The organism is Streptomyces mesophilus (genome assembly GCF_040300965.1).
Taxonomy (GTDB): Bacteria; Actinomycetota; Actinomycetes; order Streptomycetales; family Streptomycetaceae; genus Streptomyces; species Streptomyces mesophilus_A.
The window spans coordinates 1-18,066 of record NZ_JBEPEW010000155.1 but is presented as its reverse complement, the minus strand read 5'-3'; the positions used below and the strand labels follow the sequence as shown (position 1 = coordinate 18,066).

The 18,066-nt window shown below is 71.3% G+C and carries 19 protein-coding genes and 1 pseudogene; 7 read left to right on the top strand and 13 right to left on the bottom strand.

All coding sequences use genetic code 11. The annotated features are described in order from the left end of the window. A partial coding sequence (locus ABT367_RS34765) for a WD40 repeat domain-containing protein (protein WP_352257279.1) occupies positions 1-1,101 on the top strand: 1,101 nt, incomplete at its 5' end. Here the strand turns inward: ABT367_RS34765 and dapA are convergent. From dapA to ABT367_RS34740, 5 genes are all read right to left on the bottom strand, one after another. After that, a complete protein-coding gene (gene dapA / locus ABT367_RS34760; protein WP_352257278.1) occupies positions 1,091-2,002 on the bottom strand; it encodes a 4-hydroxy-tetrahydrodipicolinate synthase in 912 nt (303 codons plus the stop codon). The genes ABT367_RS34765 and dapA overlap by 11 nt on opposite strands. Before the next feature lie 185 nt (positions 2,003-2,187). Continuing rightward, positions 2,188-2,835 (bottom strand): DUF3618 domain-containing protein, encoded by a 648-nt coding sequence (locus tag ABT367_RS34755; RefSeq protein ID WP_352257277.1) that lies wholly within the window; start codon positions 2,833-2,835, stop codon positions 2,188-2,190. Beyond that, on the bottom strand, positions 2,832-3,260 hold the full coding sequence (locus tag ABT367_RS34750) for a phage holin family protein (RefSeq protein ID WP_352257276.1): 429 nt from the start codon (positions 3,258-3,260) through the stop codon (positions 2,832-2,834). The genes ABT367_RS34755 and ABT367_RS34750 overlap by 4 nt, the downstream gene beginning before the upstream one ends. Positions 3,261-3,314: 54 nt before the next feature. Next, positions 3,315-3,968, bottom strand: a complete 654-nt coding sequence (locus tag ABT367_RS34745; protein ID WP_352257275.1) for a hypothetical protein — start codon at positions 3,966-3,968, stop codon at positions 3,315-3,317. After that, on the bottom strand, positions 3,965-4,102 hold the full coding sequence (locus tag ABT367_RS34740) for a hypothetical protein (RefSeq protein ID WP_352257274.1): 138 nt from the start codon (positions 4,100-4,102) through the stop codon (positions 3,965-3,967). The genes ABT367_RS34745 and ABT367_RS34740 overlap by 4 nt, the downstream gene beginning before the upstream one ends. A 189-nt stretch (positions 4,103-4,291) precedes the next feature. Here ABT367_RS34740 and ABT367_RS34735 point away from each other — a divergent pair, with 189 nt between their 5' ends. After that, on the top strand, positions 4,292-5,026 hold the full coding sequence (locus ABT367_RS34735) for an SDR family NAD(P)-dependent oxidoreductase (RefSeq protein WP_352257273.1): 735 nt from the start codon (positions 4,292-4,294) through the stop codon (positions 5,024-5,026). Between the two features lie 17 nt (positions 5,027-5,043). On the opposite strand, the gene ABT367_RS34730 is transcribed toward ABT367_RS34735, so the two are convergent. Next, entirely contained in the window at positions 5,044-5,490 is a 447-nt protein-coding gene (locus ABT367_RS34730) for a GNAT family N-acetyltransferase (RefSeq protein ID WP_352257272.1), read from the bottom strand. A gap of 67 nt (positions 5,491-5,557) precedes the next feature. On the opposite strand from ABT367_RS34730, the gene ABT367_RS34725 reads away from it, so the two are divergent. Further along, positions 5,558-6,823, top strand: a complete 1,266-nt coding sequence (locus tag ABT367_RS34725) for a tetratricopeptide repeat protein (protein ID WP_352257271.1) — start codon at positions 5,558-5,560, stop codon at positions 6,821-6,823. Positions 6,824-6,879: 56 nt separating this feature from the next. On the opposite strand, the gene ABT367_RS34720 is transcribed toward ABT367_RS34725, so the two are convergent. Continuing rightward, complete coding sequence (locus tag ABT367_RS34720; protein ID WP_352257270.1) at positions 6,880-7,578, bottom strand: antibiotic biosynthesis monooxygenase; 699 nt, start codon at positions 7,576-7,578, stop codon at positions 6,880-6,882. 93 nt (positions 7,579-7,671) lie between these two features. Next, positions 7,672-9,510 (bottom strand): endonuclease/exonuclease/phosphatase family protein, encoded by a 1,839-nt coding sequence (locus ABT367_RS34715; protein WP_352257269.1) that lies wholly within the window; start codon positions 9,508-9,510, stop codon positions 7,672-7,674. A 277-nt stretch (positions 9,511-9,787) separates the two neighbouring features. On the opposite strand from ABT367_RS34715, the gene ABT367_RS34710 reads away from it, so the two are divergent. Together ABT367_RS34710 and ABT367_RS34705 are read left to right on the top strand one after the other, a co-directional pair. Then, a complete protein-coding gene (locus ABT367_RS34710) occupies positions 9,788-11,233 on the top strand; it encodes a hypothetical protein (protein ID WP_352257268.1) in 1,446 nt (481 codons plus the stop codon). A 183-nt stretch (positions 11,234-11,416) separates the two neighbouring features. After that, positions 11,417-11,920 (top strand): DinB family protein, encoded by a 504-nt coding sequence (locus ABT367_RS34705; RefSeq protein ID WP_352257267.1) that lies wholly within the window; start codon positions 11,417-11,419, stop codon positions 11,918-11,920. A gap of 107 nt (positions 11,921-12,027) precedes the next feature. On the opposite strand, the gene ABT367_RS34700 is transcribed toward ABT367_RS34705, so the two are convergent. The 4 genes from ABT367_RS34700 to ABT367_RS34685 all read right to left on the bottom strand — a co-directional run bounded on the left by ABT367_RS34700 (position 12,028) and on the right by ABT367_RS34685 (position 14,919). After that, complete coding sequence (locus ABT367_RS34700; protein ID WP_352257266.1) at positions 12,028-12,477, bottom strand: hypothetical protein; 450 nt, start codon at positions 12,475-12,477, stop codon at positions 12,028-12,030. A gap of 21 nt (positions 12,478-12,498) precedes the next feature. After that, complete coding sequence (locus ABT367_RS34695; protein WP_434975608.1) at positions 12,499-13,641, bottom strand: hypothetical protein; 1,143 nt, start codon at positions 13,639-13,641, stop codon at positions 12,499-12,501. A gap of 68 nt (positions 13,642-13,709) precedes the next feature. After that, entirely contained in the window at positions 13,710-13,949 is a 240-nt protein-coding gene (locus ABT367_RS34690; RefSeq protein WP_307813156.1) for a hypothetical protein, read from the bottom strand. Between the two features lie 199 nt (positions 13,950-14,148). Then, positions 14,149-14,919, bottom strand: a complete 771-nt coding sequence (locus ABT367_RS34685) for an SDR family NAD(P)-dependent oxidoreductase (protein WP_352257264.1) — start codon at positions 14,917-14,919, stop codon at positions 14,149-14,151. Positions 14,920-15,034: 115 nt separating this feature from the next. Between ABT367_RS34685 and ABT367_RS34680 the strand changes: the two genes are divergently transcribed. Both ABT367_RS34680 and ABT367_RS34675 read left to right on the top strand, forming a co-directional pair. Then, positions 15,035-16,483 (top strand): alkaline phosphatase PhoX, encoded by a 1,449-nt coding sequence (locus ABT367_RS34680; protein ID WP_352257263.1) that lies wholly within the window; start codon positions 15,035-15,037, stop codon positions 16,481-16,483. A 37-nt stretch (positions 16,484-16,520) separates the two neighbouring features. Further along, a complete protein-coding gene (locus ABT367_RS34675; protein ID WP_352257262.1) occupies positions 16,521-17,288 on the top strand; it encodes an aminoglycoside adenylyltransferase family protein in 768 nt (255 codons plus the stop codon). On the opposite strand, the pseudogene ABT367_RS34670 reads toward ABT367_RS34675, so the two are convergent. Beyond that, positions 17,285-18,066 (bottom strand): annotated as a pseudogene (locus ABT367_RS34670) (hypothetical protein); the annotation flags it as partial. The gene ABT367_RS34675 and the pseudogene ABT367_RS34670 sit on opposite strands and share 4 nt — an antisense overlap.

Here is an 18,066-nt window from a genome sequence, read left to right as displayed (position 1 = left end):
CTCGCGACCACGGCCGGGGTGATCGCCTCGGTGCTCGGGGGGCCGGCGCTCGGCGGGGACGACGAGGCGCCGCGGCTCGCGAGCCAGACCCGTACCGACGACGTCGTGGCGCACCCGAAGCAGTCGCCGCCGCGGGACCTCATCGCGGCGGGGCGGACCGCGCTGGCGGCGTACGCCGTCTCCGAGACCGTCGACGAGACCGAGGACCGCAGGGTCCACCGCAACACCTGGTATCTGCTGGATCAGAAGACCGGGAAGTACGTGAAGGCAGATAAGTGGTCAGTCCTCGACGTCGCGCCCGGGATGCGTACCGCCGTGGTCCTCGAGCGGGAGCTGCCCGCCCGGCGGATCGGGCTGCTCGACCTCCTGACCGGCGAGATCGAGCGCTGGATCCCGGTCGAACAGGGCGTCGCGGGCGTCAAGTTCTCACCCGACGGCCGGCAGGTGGTCGCCACGACCTACAGCGGGAACCCCGACGTTCGGCTCCGGCACGACCGTGACCTGGACGGTGATGGCAAGCTGAACGACTACGACTGGGACCTGACCACGTTCCTGCGGACCGGCTTCTATGTGCTCGACGTCGACACCGGGAAGGGCTCCTGGAGCGAGGTGCCCGTCCGCCACGCCGAGCACGGACTGATGGAGATCAACCTCCGCCAGGACTTCGCCTTCACCGACTCCGGGAAGCTGGTGTACTCGGGTCTGATGATCGAGCCGGGCAACCGCTACTACGACTTCGCGGGCAAGGAGACCTCCGCCCCCGCGAACGAGAAGCACCTGGCCTGGTCCGTCGAGGCGCGGCTTTCGCCCAACGGCAAGCTGGCCGCCGGAGGTTTCGCGGGCGGCGCCAGGACCACCGCGTCCGAGATCATCGACCCGTACACCGGAAAGCGGCTGCACAAGATCCGCGGTCAGCAGCTGCTCGCCTGGGCCGACGACAAGCGGCTGATCGCCTGGGACATCGCGCAGGGCGGCAACGAGCACCACAGCGGCCTGGTGCTCGTCGAGATCGGCAGCGACAAGGTCGTTCCGCTGAGCGGTCCCCGTAAGGGCAGCGACCTCGCAGACGGGCGCTGGGAACCCGTCTTCGCTACGCGCTGACCACCGTTGCGGCCGTTGCCCCGGCGACCGCCTCGTAAGCCGCCACCAGCCCGCGGACCCGCTCCGGGTCCGCGGGCCGCAGCGGTGCGCGGACCGGGCCTGCCGGAAGCCCGAGTTCCGCGAGCAGGGCCTTCGCGGTGACGGTGCCCGGCAGGCCGTCCGCCATCACGCGCTCGACGAGGGGGAGCACGTGCTGGTGGGCGGCCGTCGCGCGTGCGGTGTCGCCCTCGTCGTACGCGTCGAGGAGGGAGCGCAGCAGCCGGGGCGCCACGTTGGCGACCGTCGAGACGAAGCCCGCGCCGCCCACCGCGTACAGCGGCAGGATCCACTCCTCGCAGCCCGCGTAGTACGCGAGAGAGGTCGCGGAGATCACCTTCGAGCTGCCGAGCACGTCGTACGCGCAGTCCTTGACCGCGACGATCCGCTCATGCCCGGCGAGGCGGATCATGGTCTCCGGCTCGATCCGGGTGCCGGTGCGGCCGGGGATGTCGTACAGCATCACGGGCAGCGCGGTGGCGTCGGCGACCTCGAGGAAATGGGCTTCGAGCGCGTCCTGCGGCGGGCGGCTGTAGTACGGGGACACCACCAGCAGGCCGTCCGCGCCCGCCTGTTCGGCCTCGCGGGCCAGATGCAGGGTGTGCCGGGTGTCCGCGGTGCCGACCCCCGCGACGATCGTGCCGCGCTCGCCGATCGCCTCGCGTACGGCTCGGATGAGGGCGGACTTCTCCTCGTCGGACGTGGTGGGGGATTCGCCGGTCGTGCCGGAGAGGACCAGCCCGTCGCAGCCCTCGCCGACGAGATGAGCGGCGAGCTTCTGCGCGCCGTCCAGGTCGAGGGCGCCCGTCGCGTCGAAGGGCGTGATCATCGCGCAGAGCGCGCGGCCGAAAGGAGAGGTCGTCATGGCATGAGTGTCGGCGGACTCACCGTGAAGCTCCACTTAAATCTGCTTCAAGGTGAGGGCTAGGGATGCTTAGAGGTGGGGGTGTGAGGTGCCCGGAGTGTGCGAGGCGCCCAGAGTGTGCGAGGCGCCCGGAGTGTGCGGGGCGCGACCCGTGCGGTGGGCCGCGCCCCTTCCCTCACCCAGGCTCAATGACCGCGCTTCGTACGGCCATTGCGCCGCCGGCGCATGACGCCGGCCGCAAGCAGGGCGCCCGCGCCCACGACCATGAGCGGCCGGGGGTGACGCCGTCCGGTCTTGGCCACCGTGGCGGCCACGTCGAGCACCGGCTGCGGGGTGCTCTCCTGTACGCGGTGCGCGGTGTCGGTGGCGCGGCCCTGCACCTGCGTGGTGGCTTCCTTCAGGCGGCCGCCGGCCTGCGCCGCCTTCACCATCGCCTGGTCCTTGATCTCCGCGGCCTGGTGCACGGCCTGGGTCTTCAGCTCGCCGGCCTGCTGCCTGGCCTCGGCAGCCTTGCCCATCGCCCCGGCCGCCGCGCCCTTGGCCTGGGTCTTGGTTCCGCTCGTCTTCCCGCGGGCGCGGGCCTTCGCACCGGCGGCCTTTTCCTGCAGTCCGTGGGCCTTGTCCTTCATGCGTGCTGTCCTCTCCGTCATACGCGTCCTTGCCCGTGCCGCCCGCTGCCGTGCCCGGCCCTTCACATCGGCCTTGGCCGCCAACTCCTCGACGGTGGCGCCGAGTTCGCTCCGCGTCTGCTCGATCCGGCCGCGCAGCTGCTCGGGCGTCTGCGCGGAGGTGTCCTCGGCCTTCGCGGTGTGCGCAGGCGTGTCCTCGGTCATCGCGCCGCCCTCTCCTTGATCTCCGCCACGTCGGCCCGGACGCTGTCGAGCGCCTTCTCGGGCATGGGGGGTGTCGCCCGGCCGAGCCGCTTGCGGCCGGCGGCCGCAAGCGCCCCGGCGGTCAGGAACAGCACGCCGCATACGATCAACGCACTGGCCCAGACGGGCAGTTCGAGGGAGAGCGCGGCCACCGCCGCCGCGGCGAGCACCATGAGACCGATGTACGCGACCGCTCCGGCCGCGCCGAGCAGCCCGCCGCCGCGCCCGGCCTGTTTGCCTTTCTCGGTCAACTCGGCCCGGGCGAGCTGCATTTCCTGTCGTACGAGTGTGGAGAGCTGCTCCGAGGCACGGCTGACGAGCTCGCCCACCGAAGGGTGTTCATCGCTTGCCGTGTCCGGCTGCTGCCGGTTGCCTGGCCCGCTCACGTATCCCGCCTCCCAAACTGTCGGGACCGCTCCGGGTACCCGCCGGGGAGTGCTCTATCCCCCCGGCCCGCGCCGGATTCGGGCCAACTGGGTCTGGAACCAGTCGAGGCGGGCCTGCAACAGGGCGGCCTCCGCGACGAGTTCGGGCACGTCGTACGCCGGCGTCATCGCCACCGGCAGGTTCCGCACCTTCAGGCCCTCGCCCGCGAGGCGCTCGAACGCCGCGGGAGCCAGCGCCCGTCGCGCCCCCGCGCACCGCGCGCAGGCGCTCTCCAGAGCGCACCAGCCCGGCCTGCCCCAGCCCGCGTCCGCGAGCACCACGCCCGCCGCGCCGCACGCACATGGACCCGAGGTCATGGTCCGCACCCGCTGGCGGGCGTAGCGAAACCCGCGCTCGAACCGGATGTAGTACCCCAGAACCGACACTTCGAGCAGCGCGGCCCTGCGGTGATCCGCGGTGCTGAGCAGGGCTTCGGCGTCCTGCCGGGCGTGCACGCAGTGGAAGCCGCAGTCGCAGCGGCGGTGCGGTGCGCGATGGCGGCGGCCGTAGACGCACGCGGCCTCGTCGAGCACGCCGTACGGGAGCGCGGCGCCGAGCGAGACGCCGACGAAGCCCACCCGGGTGCCGTCCCGGGACAGCACCGGGTGGGCGATCTTGTAACCGGTCGGCGGCTCCGTCGGGCGTTCCTCGGGGAGCCGCCGGCTCATCCGGCGGGTACCTCGACCGGCGCCTCGGCGCCCGCCGCGGCCTCTTCGGTGCGGTCCTCGACCTCGGCCGGCTCCACGTTCACGAGCGGCTTTTCCTCGGCGTACCCGGTGGAGATGGCTTTGCCCAGCAGCATGGCGGCCTCCAAGAAGGGACGAGAAGTCCGGAGAAGGGATGAGATGCCCTTGTCATAGTGGCGCATACAAGGGCGAGTTGGCACCAGGGCGTCTCACGGGGTGGGCGCCTCCCGAAGCGGACCTCCGGCGGTCGCGTGGCATGATCGTGCGGGGCGCGGCAGAGCCGAACAGAGAAGGCGCTGCAGCACATGAGCACAGAACAGCGGGTGGCCCTGGTCACCGGTTCGTCATCGGGGATCGGCGCGGCGACCGCACGCCGCCTGGCCGCCGCGGGGATCCGGGTCGTGGTCAACTCGGCCAGGTCCGTCGACGCGGGCAAGGCACTCGCGGCCGAACTGCCGGACGCGGTCTACGTCCAGGCCGATGTGGCCGAGGACCCCGAGGGTCTGGTCGAGTCCGCCGTGGCGGCGTACGGCCGGCTCGACATCCTCGTCAACAACGCCGGCACGACCCGGTTCATCGACCACGCCGACTTCGCCGCCGCGAGCCCCGAGGTGTGGCGCGAGATCCACGAGGTCAATGTGATCGGCGTCTGGCGCACCATCACGGCCGCGGTCCCGCATCTGCGCGCCCACGGCCGCGGCAGCGTAGTCAACGTCTCGTCGCAGGCCGGGATCCACGCGAACGGCAGCTCCATCCCGTACGCGGTGAGCAAGGCGGCCCTCAACCACATGACGCGGCTGCTAGCCAAGCAGCTCGGCCCGCAGATCCGGGTCAACGCGGTCGCCCCCGGCATGATCGCCACACCGTGGTACGAGGGTCAGGACGGCATCGACGAGGCGATGCGGCAGGTGGCCGAGCGGCTGCCGCTGCGCCGGGTCGGCACGGCCGAGGACATCGCCGAGACGATCACCGACCTCGCCAACGCCTCGTACATCACGGGCGAGGTGGTCCTGGTGGACGGCGGCGGGCATCTGCTCTGACCGTGGGGGCCTCGTGGTCAGAGGATCAATTTGAAGCCCTCGTGACTGCGGGCGAACCCGAGCCGCTCGTAGAAGCGGTGGGCGGCGCCCCGGCGCTTGTTGCTGGTCAGCTGCATCAGCCCGCAGTCACGCGCCCGGGCCCGCTCGATCGCGAGCTTCATCAGCTCCGCGCCGAGGCCGCCGCCCCTGCGGTCCGCCCGCACCCGCACCGCCTCGACCAGCGCCCGCTCCCGTCCGCCCTGCCCGAGCCCCGGGATGTAGGTGAGCTGCGCGCAGCCCAGGACGAGCCCGGCGTCGTCCACGAGCACAAGCATCTCGTTGCGCGGATCGTCCTCGATCGCCGCGAACGCCCGCTCGTGCTCCTCGCCGACCACGACAGCGGCCGGGTCCACGATCCGGTCCTCGTCGGCGAGCAGGGCGAGGACGGCGGGCAGTTCGGCACGGGCGGCGGGGCGCAGGATCATGGCGCGAGTCTCGCACGAGGCGCGAAATCGTTTGCGGGGCGCTCGTGGGCCCGGGAACCTTGCCCGCATGAGCAACGCACTGCAGGAAGCGCGCAAGCTGCTGGACGAAGGTGATATCCCCGGAACCGTACGACAGTTGCGCTCGGCCGTGGACCAGGCCGAGCTGCAAGAGATCGCCAAAGTGGTACGCAAACTCTCCGAGGCGGTCGGATTCGAGGATCTGGCCGCCGCCGCGAAGAAGCTGGCCAAGCGGCCCGGCCAGGCGCAGGCCCTCTTCGAATTCGGGTACGGCTGCGTCGAGCGCGGGGTGTCGTTCCTCGCCGTCCCCGCCCTGCGCGAGGCGCTGCGCCTCGCGCCCGACACCCCCGTCGTGCTCACCGAGCTGGTCTCCGCCCTGGAGGACGAACACCGGCACAGGGAGGCGGCCCAGGTACTGGCCGAGCGCGAGACGGCGCTGCGGCCCTGGCCGGACCGGTATCTCCTGGTCCACAACGCCCTGCTTGCCGGGGATCTCGCCCAGGCCCGCGCCCAGCTGGCCCGGCTGCCCGAGCCCGAGGACGAGCGCTGGCAGTGGCCGCTGAGCCGCGTGCAGCACATGATCGAGCGCGCCGACGCGGCCGCTCCGCGCGACCTGAAGGACCTGCGGGGCTGGCAGTTCGCGGTGCACGGCGCCTGTCTCCTGACGCTCTCGCCGTGGGGGTACGAGGCGGGCATGACCGGCCGCTGGGCCTACACCCAGGACTCGTACGAACGGATTCTGCACGGTCTCGACCGGCTCGGAACCGTCCTGCGGACCGCCGCCGTCGCACCGGCCTCGGTCTCGCTGCTTCCCGACCGCTCCTCGCGGATCCTCGGTACGGCGGCCGCGCGCCGCTTCGGTCTGCCCGCCGTCGAGTTCGACCCGGCCCGCACGGACACCCTCGTCGTGGCGTACGACATGAACGGCAGCGACCAGGACCTGCTGGCCGCGCTGCGGGAACGCGCACCGGGGCAGATCCTGTTCGAGCACGCCACCAGCTGGACCGACCCGCCCGTCGTACCGGCCGATGTGAGCACGCTGCTCGCGCAGGTGAACATCGCGCCGTGGGCCGAGACGCTGCGGGTGGTGGAGGGCGATACCGAGCGCGTACCGGCCGATGAGCGTCCGGACGACGAGCTCGCGGCGGAGATCCTCGCTGCCGGTGCGTACGAGGACGAAGGGGACGGCGAGACGCCGGCCGACCCGGAGGAGACGCTGACGGCGTTCGTCGCCGCGACCGCCTCGGTGTGGCGGACCGGAACCCGGGACCGGGTCGACTCACCCGGTCCCGTGCCCAGTTCGCGGTTCCTGTGATCCTCGGCGGGCGGTGAGCCTCAGGGTGTGCCGACCCTGATCCGGAGCGGTGAGCCTCACCCCGCGCTGAGGCTCACCGCCGGCAGCCACCGGCGCACCCCGCCCCCGACGACCCCGGGAAAGCTCTGCACCCGCTGCCACTCGGGGGTGGGGGAGCCGATGCCGTCGCCGGGGGCCGCGAGGGCGTCGACATGGTCCTGGACGCTCGCCCACTGGGCGAAGTTGAGCACCCTCGTCCCGTCGAAGCTGGTGTGGAAGTGACCCGAGATCCCGCCCGGGTGCGGGGCGGGATCCGAGCCCAGGGCCTCGAAGACCGTGTCGATCCAGGCCCGTTGACGCGCGGGATCGGGACCCTCGAACTCGACCTCCACCGTCACGATCGCCCCGGGCACCCGGTCCGGATCGCGTGAAGCTCCCCGGTACAGCTCGTACTTGTCGAGCCGCAGCCGCTGGATGCCCGGCACCGCGTCGTCGATCTCGGAGTTGCGCTCCGCGCGGTGCCGGGCCACGAAGGCGTCGTAGTCGGACAGTTCGCGCCACTGCGAGAGATGCAGCAGCGACTCGCCGTCCGTGCCCTTGAACACGCTGTAGGAGACCGGCCCGTCGTCGGGCCAGGGCCGGCTCTCCCACGTCTTCGTGATCGCCGCGACCGCCGCGTCCTGCCGCTCGGGCGTGCCCACGTTCCAGGTGCTGGCGAGCACGGCGCCCACACCCGGGCGGTCCAGGTCCGGAACGGTGTCGATGCGGATGGTCATGGCGGTCCTCCGGTGTGTGGTGCGGTGCTGGCGATCACCATCCTGAAAGTTGAAGTCCGGTTGAGGTCAAGGGGCGCCCCCGTAAGGCGGGTTCTACGGCTCGAAGCGCAGCACCTGCGGGTCGTGGTCGCTGTTCTGCTCGGCGAACTCCGCGTTGATGTGCACGCTGTCGTAGGCGTAGTCGTCGATCGACGGGCTCGTCAGGATCTGGTCGAGGACCTGCGAGTTGCCCTGGAAGACATACGAGTAGCGCTCGGCGCGCGGCAGCGAGGTGATGGCCGCTTCCAGGGCGCCGTCGGCGGTGAGCGCCTCGGTCGTCTCGGAGAACTCGAAGTCGTTGATGTCACCGACGACCAGGACGTCGGCATTGCGCTGGGCCTTGAGGATGTCCTTGACGAAGCCGTTCACCGCCTGCGCCTGCTGCAGCCGCTTGGCCTCCGACGAACGCACCGGCGGCTGGTGGTGCGAGACCAGGGACTCGTCGCCGCCCTTGGAACCGAAGTGGTTGGCGATCACGAAGACCGTGCGCCCGCGGAAGGTGAACTCGCCGGCGAGCGGCTTGCGGCTGTCCGCCCAGGCCGGGTTGGCCGGATCGATACGGCCGGGGGAGAGGGTGAGGGCCGCGCGGCCCTTCTCCCGTACGACCGAGGTGGCCGTGGTCGCGTCGCCGCCGGGACGGTCCGTGAAGGACACCCGGTCCGGGTTGTAGAGGAAGACCTGGCGGATGTTGCCGCCCGGCTCGCCGCCGTCCTTCTTGTCCTCGGGGTCGATCGAACGCCACTCGTACGCCGGACCGCCCGCGGCCTTGATGGCCTCGGTGAACTTGGCGAGGGTCTGCCCGGCCGACACCGTGCCGTCGTTGGTCGCTCCGTTGTCGTCCTGGATCTCCTCCAGGGCGAGGATGTCGGGGCTCGCGAGGTTCTCCACCACCGCCTGGGCGAGCGCGTCGAACTTCGCCTGCGGGTCCTTCGGGTCCAGGTTCTCCACGTTGTACGTGGCCACGGCCAGCTCGTCGCGGTCCTGGCGGCGTGTGCGCTCGCGCTCCAGGTTGCGGTCCTCGACCGTGCCGAGCGCCCGGGCGGTCAGCGTGTAGCCGCCGAACTGGTTGAAGTCCAGCGGGCCTTCCGTACGGCCGGTGAGCCGGTCGCCGACGTCGGCCTTCGGGAACGGGCTCTGCGAGATCGGGGCCAGCTGCTGGATCTGGATCCGGCCGGTGTTCTGCGAGGAGTACGAGCCGTAGCGGGCGCCGCCCCGGTTGGTCGGGTTCTCCCAGGGCTTCACGGTCACCCACAGCTCGGAGTACGGGTCCGTGGCGCCGACGACGCGGGAGGTGCCGATCGCGACGTTCATGCCCTCGAGGGACTCGTAGTAGTCGAGTGCGTACGAACGCGGGTGCAGCGGGAGTCTGTTGATGCTGTTGCCGTCCGCCGGGTCACCCTCGGGGGCGTAACGGTGCGGGACCTGCCACCCGTTGATGACCTGTGCCTCGGGCAGCGGATTGCCGGAGGAGACCACGGTGACGGTGGGCTTGGTTATCTGCGTGAGCGACTGGTTGCCGGAACCGGCGCCGCCCGGGATGTACTCGGTGACCGTGCCGGACACCTGTACCGCGTCGCCCGCCTGGACGGTGGGCACCGAGCCCGTGTAGACGAAGACGCCCTCGCTGGTCGCGGGGTCGGCGTCCGGGCTCGGGTCCTGGATCCAGAAGCCGCGCGAGCCGTACGTGCGGACGCCGGTGACGATCCCTTCGACCTCGCTGACCTGCTGGCCTGCCAGCGGCGAGAGACGCGTTGTGCCCTGGATGTCATGGACGGAGACCGGGGCGGCCTGCGCGCTGCCGGCCGTGAGCAGACCGGCGGCCAGGGCGATGGCGACGACCGTGGCGGTTCTCGGGAGCGGGAACGGGTGCGGGCGGGCGGTGCGAGCGGGCATCAGATCACTCCGGATGAGGGTGAGAGCGGTGCGACGACAGGGTGTTGCTGCGGGTGTTGCCGAAGGTGGTGCCGAGTCTGGCGCGGCTGGCGCTATGCGCGTAGACCGTGCGGAGATCTACGCGCGTCAATCTCTTGTGTGGGCACGGGAGTTGTCAAGGCTCCGGGGGTGTACGGCTCCTGACGGGTACATGAACCAGCCGGTCTGGGGTGAAATCCGTCTACTCTGGGGGCCGCCCGCCGTTGCCCACGGGGACCTGTACGAGGAGAGCCAGCCCATGAGCCCGACGCCCGACCGCACCACCCTGCCGCCGGCGCGCCTCGCCCCCGAGGCGGAGCTCGCCCGCGCCGCGCTGGCCGCACCGCTGCTCGCGCGTGCGGTACGGCTCGCCCGCTGGGCCGGGCCCGAGACCCGGGTCGGCGCGGGCGGCGAGCTGGTCGACGAGCAGCTGCCGGCGGCGGCGGAACTGCTCGGGTACGCGGCGGACGACGAGGACGGCCCCGCGTACGCCAGCGAGGCCTGGCGGGTGGCCGTCGACACCGGCCTGGTCGAGGTCACGGACGGCGACGAGGAGTCGGACGGTACGGCCGTCGCCGGCGAGGACCTCGCGCTGCTCACCTCGGGCGGGCCCGCCGAGATCCTCGCCCTGTGGCAGACCGCCCTCGACACGGTGCTCGCGGACGCGAGCGTGCCCGACCTCGACGATCTGGTGGACGCGCTCAGCGAGGGCGGCGAGATCGACCTCGACGCCCTGGGCTTCGACCCCGAGGCCGAGGCCGAGTTCCTCGACGGGGTGCTCGGCAACCTCTATCTGCTCACCGTCAGCGAGGACGGTCCGGGCGACGAGCCGGTGCCGCTGCCGGCCCTGGCCGCGTCCATGATCGTGCCGGACGACATGGGTGAGCCGACCGACGACATCCTGGAGCAGGTCTCGGACGCGATGATGCGGCTCGACGACCAGTTCCGGCTGCTCGAACCGATCGGACTCGTCGAGTTCCAGCCGGTGGACGAGGAGTTGATGGCGGAGGCCGGTGACGAGGTCGCCGAGGTCCCCGAGGACGAGGACATCAGCCGGTACGGGCTGGTCCGGCTGACCCCGCTCGGCCTGTACGGCATCCGGTCGCGGATGCAGGAGGCGGGCGTGGACGCGCCGGCCGTCGGAGACCTGGCGGACAAGGGCGCGGACGTACTGCTCGACGCGACGGCCCGGTTCCCGCAGTCCTCGGCCCAGGCGGAGACCGAGCTGTGGCTCGCGGGACGTGAACCGGTCGCCGCGGCACGGGAGTTGCTCGCGGCGGCCCGCGGCTCCGACGAGGACGGCCCGCTGCGGCGGCTGCGCTGCCAGCAGGCGCTCTCGCTGACGGGTCCGTCCGCCGAGCCGGCGCTGCGGGATGTGCTCGGGGACCCGGAACTGGGCGGTCTCGCCCGCGTCTGGCTGACCGAGCACGGCTTCTCCGACGTCCCGGCGCCCGACCCGGCCATGATCTTCTGGCTGACCGTCGACACCCTGGCCGCGCAGCTGGCGGCGGAGGGCAACTCGGAGGAACTCCAGGGCCTGGTCGAGGGGTTGGCCTCCCAGCACGCCGGGTTCTTCGACACGGCCTGGCGGGTGGACCACCCGGCGACGGCCGACGTCCTGGAGGCGATGGGCCGCCTGCACCCGGACAAGCGGGTGGCCAAGGAGGCCCGCAAGGCGGCGTTCAAGGCGCGCTCGCGGGCGTAGGCGGGGGCCTGTGGTGGGGGTTCTGCTTCGTGGCCGGGTGCGGGGCCGTGGCGCCTGCGGCGGTCTTTTCTCCCCGCCCCGCCCCTTCCCGAAACCGGGGGCTTCGCCCCCGGACCCCCGCATCCGAACTTCGTTCGGATCTGCTCAAACGCCGCAGGGGCTGATGTTGCGTACCGTTCCGGTATGACGACTGTGGAGCCCCGGCCCGATCTGCGTCCCCCCGGCCTGAACGCCGACGAGAAGACCACGCTGCTGACCTTCCTGGACTACCTGCGCGAGTCCGTGCTCGCGAAGGCGGCCGGTGTCCCGGAGCCGGCGGTCCGCACCGCCGGGGTCCCCTCCGGGACCAGCCTGCTCCGACTGCTCAAGCATCTGACGGCGGTGGAGCTCAACTGGTTCGTCTGGGCCTACGACGGCGCCGATCGCGAGCTCCGGGACGACGAAGGCGACGTACGCGCCGAGGACACCGCGTCGGACCTGGCGTACGCCTATCGCGAGGCGATCGCCCGGGCGAACGAGGTCGTTCGCGCCTGCACCGACCTGGACCGCCCCGGGGCCCGCTCGCTGCGCGAAACCCCGCCGCCGTCGATGCGCTGGGTCCTTGTCCACATGATCGAGGAGACCGCCCGGCACGCCGGGCACGCGGACATCCTGCGCGAGCAGATCGACGGTTCCGTCGGTCGGTGAGACAGGCCACGGTGGGCCGTGAGACAGGCCACGGTGGGCGGCCCCTTCCCAAAGGGACCGCCCACCACCCCGCGGGGAGCGGGATCATACGTGCCGATGCGAAGGCGTCAGCACTCGTACCGAGTGGTGTGCTTGAACGAGGACGTCGCGCCGTCGAAGCCGTACGTGCCGCGGAAAGCCGGCGGGTTCTGGTACTCGCCGACGATCGTGATCGTCGAAGCGCAGGAACCCTGGCCCGCGCGCTTGGCGTCGATCCGCAGGCCTTCACCGATGAAGCCGCCGGTGATGTCCCAAGGAGCCCCGCAGATACCGGACTTGATCTGGCCGCCCGTCACCACATGCGGATAGGTGTTGGGGTTGTAGGTGACCTCGAGCGCGAAGCTGATCTGCCCGTTGTGCAGCGTGAGCTTGCAGTCCGTCGAGACCGCTTGTGCCCCCACGTCCATCTGCTGCGAGGCGAAGGCCTCGTCACGCGTCTTGACCTCGGCGCCCTGCGGGTTGAAGAACTTGTGCTCCGCCCGCTGGGAACCCTTCTGCTTGCGTGCCTGCGTGGTCATGGTGCCTCCCTTCCGTACGACTCAGGCCAGCTGCTCGGCGATCTCGACGCGCAGCAGCGCGCGGACGTTCTCGATGTGGTTGGACACGGTGACCACGGACGAACCGGCGAACAGCAGGCCGACCGCCACGTTGTCCTGGGAGGTGACCAGGGAACCCGAGTCGCCGCCCGCGGAGATGTTCGTGGTGAGGATCTGGTCCTTGAACCGGGCCGTCCCCGCCGTGCCGTAGTTGACGTCGATCGTGGCGTCGACCGCGATGATCCGGCCGAAGGAGATGTTGGTCGTCCGGCCGGTCTTCTTGACCAGGTCGCCGACCGCCACGTTGGCCTTGCGCCGCCAGGCGCGCGGCGCACCGCTGAAGTACGTCTCGCGGGTGGCGTCCTGGAAGTCGACCGAACCGAGCGCCGCGTCCACGACGTTGTTGTGCCGCTCCAGCGGAATCTGCGGCGCGAACTGGATCGTGATGAACCGTTCGAGCGTGGCGATCCGGTCGCCCGGGTCCTGCCCGCCGTCGAACGTGCCGGGCTGCAGGATCGCACTGCCCAGCTGCGCCCGGTTGGAGTCGGCGAGCACATGGTTGTTGGACAGGATGTAGAACTTCGACGGTACGCCGAGGCCCGCGCCGGGCGGGTCCACGGTCGCGCCCGGCAGGAAGTCGTAGACGACGCTGCCGAGGGTGCCCGCGGTCACCCGTACGTTGCCCACCGAGAAGCCGGAAGGGCAGGGCCGCATACGGCGCTTGAGCAGCTGCGGCTCGAACGCGCCGAGCCCGCCGAGCTCTTCGAGCAGGGGCTGCGACAGCTGGGCGAGCTGCTCGGACACCTCGGGGCGCCCGGACTGCTGCTCGTCACCGCGCGCGGACGGTACGGACCGCCCGCGGCCGGTGGTGCGCTGCGCCGCCACATGACCGACCGCGATCACGTCGGTCGGGGTGCCGTCGTCCATCTGGCGCGGGACGACATCCCGCTCGGGCAGCATGGACTCGGGAACCTTCTGGGTCACGAAGACGAGCACGGCCTGCTCGCCGGTGGGCTGACCCTCGGCCCATTTCACCCCGTGGCCGAAGCCGACCACGTTGGCCAGCGGCGCCTCACGCCGCAGGAAGTCACTCATCGCCTGCTGGCGGGAGCTGTCGCTGAGCTGCCCGCCCGTCGGGCCTCGCATCAATTCTGGCCGGCTCGTCACGCCTGACCACCTACTTCCCCTAGCGATGCGCGGGGATCCCCGGCGGCTCAGGACTCCTGGTCCTGGGCGTCGACTGAGCCGATCGCGAGCACGCGTACCGGCACGCCCTCGAGCTCGTCGGGAACCAAATCGTCGTCCGGGAGCAGATCGCGGGGCACCTTTCGGGTCACGAAGACGACGATCACGTCCTCGCCCGAGTGCTCGTCCCGCCCTATCCCCACCCCGGTCACATGGGCCAGCATCATCAGCCGGCCCTCATGGAGTCTGCGTGCCTCGTGTGCGTCCACCGGGCTCGCCTCTCCGCGTTCTGCGCTCCTGCAGGTAGGTGTCTGTCTATTGCCGCCGCACACGGGGGTCAAGGGCCACCACATGAAATCTTGGGACTCGCGGTATCTGCTCCTCTTGACCTTGTTTACGAAGATTAGGAGCGCTTGCGGTGCACCGTGAAACGGACGCGCCGCCTCCTGCCGAGGCCGCGTTCCCCGCTCAAGTACGCAGATGCGAAGCCCCGTTGAGATCGAGCACGGTTCCGGACGCCCACTCGGCCGCGGGCGAGGCGAGCCACCGTACGGCCTCGGCGATCTCGTCCGCGGAGGCCACCCGGCCGAACGGGCTCTGCTCACGGATCGCCGCGCCCTCCGCGCCTTCGAGGCGGTGCGCCACACGCTCGGTGTCGAAGAAACCCGGGGCCACCGAGGCGACCGCGATCCCGTACGGCGCGAGCGACACGGCGAGGGACTGGCCGAGCGCGTGCACCGCGGCCTTGGTCGCGCCGTACGCCGGGTGATCCGGCTCGCCCCGGAAGGCGCCGCGCGAACCGATGTTGACGATCCGCCCGCCCGAGCCCTGGTCGATCATCCGGCGGGCCGCGAGATGGCTGAGATTCGCCGTAGCGAGCAGGTTGACGGACACATGAGCCTGCCACAGCGCCGCCCACTCGTCGTAAGGGGTCTCCGGGAGCGGGTGGCGGAGGTTGACGGCCGCGTTGTTGACCAGGACGTCGATCCCGCCGAGCCCGGCGAAGGCCTCCTCTGCGACGCCCGCCGCCCCCACGGCGTCGGAGACGTCACCGCCGACCAGGACGTGCCCGGAGCCGGCGAGCGCGTCAAGGGTCCGCTGTGCCTCCTCGCGCCGGGAGTTGTAGTGCACGGCGACCCGGTCGCCTTGCGCGGCGAAGGCGCGGGCGACCGCGCGGCCGAGCCCGCGCGAGGCTCCGGAGACGAGGACACGGCGGCCGGTGGGGGCGGAGGGATTCACGGAAGCTGGACTCCAGAAGTCGGACGGTGTTCAGCCCCTGTTTATCAGCGGGCGGAACTCTCAGCCCCGGACCCCGCACCTTCCGTGCACCTGGACCGTCGCTTCAGGAGAGACCATGCCGCTCACGCGCAGAGACTTCGCCCGCCGCTCCGCACTCACCGGTGCGGGCGTCGCGCTCGCCGGTACCGCAGGGGTACTCGCCACCACCGACGGCGCGCTCGCCAGCCAGGAGGAGACGACCGGCACCGGCCACGGGGACCGTCCCCACGGCCCCGGATACGGGCCGCTCGTCCCCGACCCCGAGGGGATCCTCGCGCTGCCCGCCGGATTCACGTACAAGATCATCACGTACAGCGGGAAGACGAAGCTGGACAGCGGCGAGTTCACCCCGTCGAACCACGACGGCACCGCCACCTTCGAGGGCCCGCGCGGCACCACGCTGCTCGTGAACAACCACGAGATGGACGGCCCGCGTTCCGACTACGACCACCCCGTCCCGCTCACGGAGGGCCTCGTCTACGACCCGGCCGCGGCCGGCGGCTGCACCGTCGTCGAGGTGCGCCGCGGCGGCGAGGTCGCCGAGTGGGTGGGCGTCGCCGGTACCTCCACCAACTGCGCGGGCGGACGCACCTCCTGGGGCACCTGGCTGACCTGCGAGGAGAACTCCGACAAGGCCGGCGAGAACGGCATGACCAAGGACCACGGCTATGTCTTCGAGGTCGACCCGTACGACCGGCGGGCCAACCGCGGCCCCAAGCCCCTGAAGTTCTTCGGCCGCTTCGACCACGAGGCGGTCGTCGTCGACCCGAAGACCGGCCACGCCTACCTCACCGAGGACGACAGCAAGCCCAACGGGCTCTTCTTCCGCTGGGTACCGCCGCACGGCTTCAAGCACGGCCGCGGCCAGTTCAGGAAACTCGCCGACGACGCCGGCACCCTGCAGGCGCCCAAGTGCTTCGACTCCGGCGGCAAGTTCGTCGACGACCTCTCGCGCGCCACGAAGATCGGCACGGTGTACGGAGTCGACTGGGTGGAGGTGCCCGAGCGCGACGCGCAGCAGACCGCGATCCGCAAGCAGTTCAAGGACGGCGAGGTCACCCGCGCCCGCAAGCTCGAAGGCATGTGGTGGGCCGACGGCGGTGCGTACATCGTCTCCTCGTACGCCCGCGCCGAGAGCCCCGGAGAGCCGCACGACGGCCAGGTCTGGTTCTACCACCCCAAGCGCCGCACCCTCACGCTCAAGGTGCTGCTCGGCGTGAACCCCGACCCCTCCGTGGACGGCGCCTTCGACGGCCCCGACAACATCACCGTCTCCCCGTACGGCGGCCTGATCCTCGCCGAGGACGGTGAGGGCGTCTCGCATCTGTTCGGCGCCACGGACAGCGGGCGTACGTATCCGATCGCGCGCAACGACCTGAACGTGGGCACCGAAGAGGAGCCGGAGTACAGCGAGTTCGCCGGCGTGGTCTTCTCGCCCGACGGCAGGACGCTGTACGCCAACATCCAGGACCCGGGCATCCTCGTGGCCATCACAGGGCCGTGGAAGCGGAACTCCCGCTCGTAGTCTGCCCGATCACCCGATCCGGCCTTAATCTGGCGGAATGGATCACCTCACACCGGCCGTGGAGCTGGTTGCCGACGTCCTTGGACCCGAGCTCATCGGCAGCTACCTCCACGGCTCCGCCGTTCTCGGCGGGCTGAAGCCGGCCAGTGATGTGGACCTCTTGGTGGTGTCCCGGCGCTCGCTGACCCCTGACCGGCGCCGGGCACTGCTTGACGGGCTCCTGCGGATCTCCGGCCTCGACGCGCCGTTGCGGCCGGTCGAGTTGGTGGTGGTCGTCCAGTCCTCCGTGCGGCCGTGGATCTATCCGCCGGACTGCGACTTCCTGTACGGGGAGTGGCTGCGCTCCTCGTACGAGAACGGGTGCGGGTGCGTGCCGCAGCCGGAGCCGATGCCGGACCTGGCACTGCTGCTCGCCATGGCCCTCGCGCATGGCCGGACCCTCAGCGGGCCGCCGCTCGCGTCGCTGGTGGATCCCGTTCCGCAGAAGGATGTGGTGGCGGCGAGTGTCGCCGGGATCCAGCTCCTGATGGAGGACATCGACGACGACGAACGCAACGTGCTCCTGACGATGGCCCGTACCTGGGTGACGGTCGCCACGGGCGAGATCCTGCCGAAGCACGAGGCGGCGGCCTGGGCGCTCGAACGGCTTCCGGCCGAGCATCGTCCCGCGCTGGCCCACGCGCGGGAGCTGTACCTGAACAGCACGTATGCCGAGGAGAGTTGGAACGACGAACTGTGGCCCCGGGTGAGGCCCTGCTTCTTCAAGATGCTCGCGCGCGTCGACGCGCTGCGGGGCTCCGGCTAGGCCGGGCGCTCGACGTACATGCCGTCCCTGAGGCCCGATCCGTAGAACGTCAGCTGATCCACGTCGACCACGTCGAAGTAAGGCCGGTCGCCGACCGTGCACGGCCCGGCGGTGTCGCTGATCCCGCTGTCCGTGAGCTGCGACTTGCCCAGCAACAGGCGGTGGGACGTGGCCCGTTCGACCGGTGCGGTCCAGGCGCACCAGGTGCCGTCCTCGCCGATCTCCATCCGCCAGGTCACCTGCTTGCCGACCGGGTCCTCGGGGATGTCGAACGTCCACACGTTCCCGGCCTCGCGGTTCTCCCAGGCGCCCGGATAGCTCTGCGGGAAGCCGTTGCCCGGCTCGAGCGTGTCCGGGTCGCCGGTGGCGTCCTGGCTTGCGGAGACGGAGTCCCCGGGGGAGGGCTTGTCGCCCGTCTGCTCCTCGGCCTTCTCGCCGTCGGAGCTCGCCGACGGCGAGGAGGACGCGGAAGGAGCGTCCTTCGCCTGCGTTCCCCGTCCGCCGGGGTCGGTGCCGGCCGAGTTGCCGCGGCCGGCACCGAAGCTCTCCTCGCCTCCCTTGCCGTCCATGAGGCTCGGCAGCAGGACGTACGCTCCGGCACCCGCGGCGACGAGTACGCCCACGAGCGCCAGCGGGAGCGCGAGCCGGCGCCGGCGCTTCGGCGCGATCGCGGTGGAGGGCGGCGTGGGGTCCGACTCAGGTGCGTCGGCGGCCGGTTCGGGGTGCGCCGCCGTGCCGTGGTGCAGCGCCACCGTGCCGCGGTCGCCAGGACATACGC

Bases quoted from the DNA above. Each gene is read 5' to 3' on its own strand.
- dapA (WP_352257278.1), bottom strand. From the start codon at position 2,002: ATGACGACCTCTCCTTTCGGCCGCGCGCTCTGCGCGATGATCACGCCC.
- ABT367_RS34755 (WP_352257277.1), bottom strand. From the start codon at position 2,835: ATGACCGAGGACACGCCTGCGCACACCGCGAAGGCCGAGGACACCTCC.
- ABT367_RS34745 (WP_352257275.1), bottom strand. From the start codon at position 3,968: ATGAGCCGGCGGCTCCCCGAGGAACGCCCGACGGAGCCGCCGACCGGT.
- ABT367_RS34740 (WP_352257274.1), bottom strand. From the start codon at position 4,102: ATGCTGCTGGGCAAAGCCATCTCCACCGGGTACGCCGAGGAAAAGCCG.
- ABT367_RS34735 (WP_352257273.1), top strand. From the start codon at position 4,292: ATGAGCACAGAACAGCGGGTGGCCCTGGTCACCGGTTCGTCATCGGGG.
- ABT367_RS34730 (WP_352257272.1), bottom strand. From the start codon at position 5,490: ATGATCCTGCGCCCCGCCGCCCGTGCCGAACTGCCCGCCGTCCTCGCC.
- ABT367_RS34725 (WP_352257271.1), top strand. From the start codon at position 5,558: ATGAGCAACGCACTGCAGGAAGCGCGCAAGCTGCTGGACGAAGGTGAT.
- ABT367_RS34720 (WP_352257270.1), bottom strand. From the start codon at position 7,578: ATGACCATCCGCATCGACACCGTTCCGGACCTGGACCGCCCGGGTGTG.
- ABT367_RS34715 (WP_352257269.1), bottom strand. From the start codon at position 9,510: ATGCCCGCTCGCACCGCCCGCCCGCACCCGTTCCCGCTCCCGAGAACC.
- ABT367_RS34710 (WP_352257268.1), top strand. From the start codon at position 9,788: ATGAGCCCGACGCCCGACCGCACCACCCTGCCGCCGGCGCGCCTCGCC.
- ABT367_RS34705 (WP_352257267.1), top strand. From the start codon at position 11,417: ATGACGACTGTGGAGCCCCGGCCCGATCTGCGTCCCCCCGGCCTGAAC.
- ABT367_RS34700 (WP_352257266.1), bottom strand. From the start codon at position 12,477: ATGACCACGCAGGCACGCAAGCAGAAGGGTTCCCAGCGGGCGGAGCAC.
- ABT367_RS34695 (WP_434975608.1), bottom strand. From the start codon at position 13,641: ATGCGAGGCCCGACGGGCGGGCAGCTCAGCGACAGCTCCCGCCAGCAG.
- ABT367_RS34680 (WP_352257263.1), top strand. From the start codon at position 15,035: ATGCCGCTCACGCGCAGAGACTTCGCCCGCCGCTCCGCACTCACCGGT.
- ABT367_RS34675 (WP_352257262.1), top strand. From the start codon at position 16,521: ATGGATCACCTCACACCGGCCGTGGAGCTGGTTGCCGACGTCCTTGGA.